A 2,725-nucleotide genomic window follows, 5' to 3' on the forward strand; every position below is an offset into this window, starting at 1 on the left:
TCCTGGCCGGCGGCACCGGCGCCCACGCCGCCGACACCGACCTGATCACCAACGGCGGCTTCGAGAGCGGGAACCTGTCCGGCTGGGCCTCAACTCCCCTCGGGCACCACGACCTCACGCTTGAGGATCTTCCCGGTCGGCCCCTTGGGCAGCGCGTCCACCGTCCAGACCAGCCGCGGGTACTTGTACGGCGCGACCCGCTCCCGGACGAAGGCGCGGATCTCCTCCGGGGTCGCGGACGCGCCCCCGCGCAGGACCACGGCGGCGGCCACCTCCTGGCCGTGGACGGGGTGGGGGACGCCGATCACCGTGGCCTCGGCCACCGCCGGGTGCTCGTACAGCACGTCCTCCACCTCCCTCGGGTACACGTTGAAGCCGCCCCGGATGATGACGTCCTTGCGGCGGTCGACGATCCGGAAGTCGCCCCGCTCGTCGCGGGTGCCGAGGTCCCCGGTGTGCAGCCAGCCGTCCCGGACGGTCTGCGCGGTGGTGTCGGGCCGGCGCCAGTAGCCCTTCATCACGTTGTGGCCCCGGATCACCACCTCGCCGACCGTGCCGTCCGGCACCTCCGCGCCGGACTCGTCGACGATCCGCATCCGCACGCCCTCGATCGGGATGCCGATGGTGCCCGCGATCCGCTCCCGGTCGCTCCGGTTGGCGCAGGCCAGCGGCGAGGACTCGGACAGCCCGTAGCCCTCCAGCACCACGCAGCCGAAGTCGGCCTCGAAGCCGCGCAGCACCTCCGGCGGCATCGGCGCGCCGCCGCACAGGCAGACCCGCAGCGAGGAGACGTCGTACTCGCCGCGCCGCGGGTGGGTGAGCATCAGGGTGTACATGGTCGGGACGCCGAGGAAGACGCTCACCCGGTCGCGCTGGACCACCGAGAGCGCGACGAGCGGGTCGAAGCGCGGCACCAGGGTCAGGCACGCGCCGACGGACACCGCGCAGTTGAGGCCGATCACCTGGCCGAAGGAGTGGAACAGCGGCAGCCCGCCGAAGATCACGTCGCCCTCGACCAGCCCCAGCACCTGGACGCCGGCCCGGACGTTGCAGACGAGGTTGCGGTGGGTCAGCTCGGCGCCCTTGGGGGCACCGGTGGTGCCGGAGGTGTAGAGGATGACCGCGGTGTCCTCGCCCCCGCGCCCGCCGCTCGCCGGCGGCCCGGCCGGCTGTTCCGCGAGCGTCGCGGCGAGGGCGGCCGGCTCGACGGCGACCAGCCGGGTGCCGGTGCGCCGCGCGGCCTCGACGGCGTGCTCGGCTCCCGCGTGCCAGGCGAGCAGCACGGCGGCCCCGGCGTCGGCGAGGCAGTGCTCGATCTCCCGGGCCTTCAGCAGCGGGTTCATCGGGACGACCACCGCCCCGGCGCGCAGGATGCCGTAGTACAGCACCGCGAACTCCGGCACGTTGGGCAGCAGGACGGCCACCCGGTCGCCGGGGGCGACGCCGAGCGCGGCCAGCCAGTGCGCGGCCCGGGCGCTGCGGGCGTCCAGGTCGGCGAAGCTCAGCACCTCCTCGTCGAGCCGCAGGACGGGGTGGTCCGGACAGCGCGCGGCGGTCGCGGCCAGCAGGTCGGGGATGCCGTGCGGCAGGTCGGGGCCGTCCGGCGGCTGGGTGCTTCTCGCGGACGGGGCGGGGACGGCGGGCATGCGGGTGCTCCTCGGGGCAGGCGCGGGGCGGGCGGGCTCGGGGCGGGCTCGGTCACATCGTCATACGGTCGGACGGACACCGCCGTACGGAGCGGCGCTCTCGCCGACGCCCTCGCCGGCCTGCTCGGCGGCAGCCCGCTCGGCGGCGGCCTCGGCGGCGGCGAGCATCCACGGGGCGATCCGCTCCACCAGCCCGCGGTTGTGCCGGATCCAGCGGAAGTGGTCCAGCGGGCGGCCGTCCGCCTGCTCGGCGGTGTAGCTCCAGCGCTCCACCCGGGCCGCGGGCAGCTTGGCGCACAGGTGGTCGACGGCCCGCGGCGGCGCGAGCTCGTCGCCCTGCACGTCCACCGCCAGCACCGGCAGGTCGACCCGGGCCAGCGCCCGCTCGTAGTCGGTGACCGCGCCGCGCACCCGGTAGCGGCCGGTGCGCATCTGCCGCGCCCAGTCCCGCATCAGCCGGGGCGCCTCGCGGCCGCCGAAGCCGAACCGCTCGCCCGGCCAGTGGCCGGCCACCGCCGAGGCGACGACCGCGAACTGGCTCAGCGCCAGCCGCCGCAGGCCCGCCCGGACCCCGAAGGTCCGGTACCAGGCCGAGCCGCTCGCCACCAGCACCGCGCCGGCCAGCCGGGGCCGGTAGGCGCCGCAGTGCACCAGGCCCAGCTGCCCGCCCAGGCTGTGCCCGAGCAGCAGCCGCGGCGCGTCCGGGAACGCCTCGGCGACCGCGTCGAGCACTGCCCCGAAGTCGTGCTCCACCAGCTCGCGGAAGCCGAAGGAGACCCCGCGCCGCGGCTGCGGCCGGCTCTCGCCGTGGCCGCGCAGGTCGCAGGTGGCCACGCTCAGGCCGGCCGCGTGCAGGGCGCGGACCAGCGGGGTGTAGTGCCGGGCGGCCGTGCCCATCGCCGGCAGGACGATCACCACCGGGGCGGCCGGCTCGGGCCGGGCCAGCGCCCGGACCGTGAGCCGGGCCCCGTCCGGCGCGGCGATCTCGGCGATCACGGGGAACCGGGGGGTCCTCACCGCCGGGCCTCCCCCGCGCCGGAACCGGTGCCCGAGCGGGCGCCGGAGTCGCCGCCGGCGCC

General features: G+C 76.8%; 2 protein-coding genes. Both read right to left on the reverse strand.

Annotated features, from left to right (window positions below; genetic code table 11):
- Positions 1-89: 89 nt before the first annotated feature.
- The gene (locus ABZW03_RS39570) at positions 90-1,646 is read right to left on the reverse strand and encodes a long-chain fatty acid--CoA ligase (protein WP_355269534.1); all 1,557 of its coding nucleotides are present in this window, start codon (positions 1,644-1,646) and stop codon (positions 90-92) included.
- A gap of 60 nt (positions 1,647-1,706) precedes the next feature.
- On the reverse strand, positions 1,707-2,663 hold the full coding sequence (locus ABZW03_RS39575; protein WP_355269536.1) for an alpha/beta fold hydrolase: 957 nt from the start codon (positions 2,661-2,663) through the stop codon (positions 1,707-1,709).
- Positions 2,664-2,725: the final 62 nt, after the last annotated feature.

It is taken from the genome of Kitasatospora sp. NPDC004799 (assembly GCF_040609095.1).
Taxonomy (GTDB): domain Bacteria; phylum Actinomycetota; class Actinomycetes; order Streptomycetales; family Streptomycetaceae; genus Kitasatospora.

Bases quoted from the DNA above. Each gene is read 5' to 3' on its own strand.
- ABZW03_RS39570 (WP_355269534.1), bottom strand. From the start codon at position 1,646: ATGCCCGCCGTCCCCGCCCCGTCCGCGAGAAGCACCCAGCCGCCGGAC.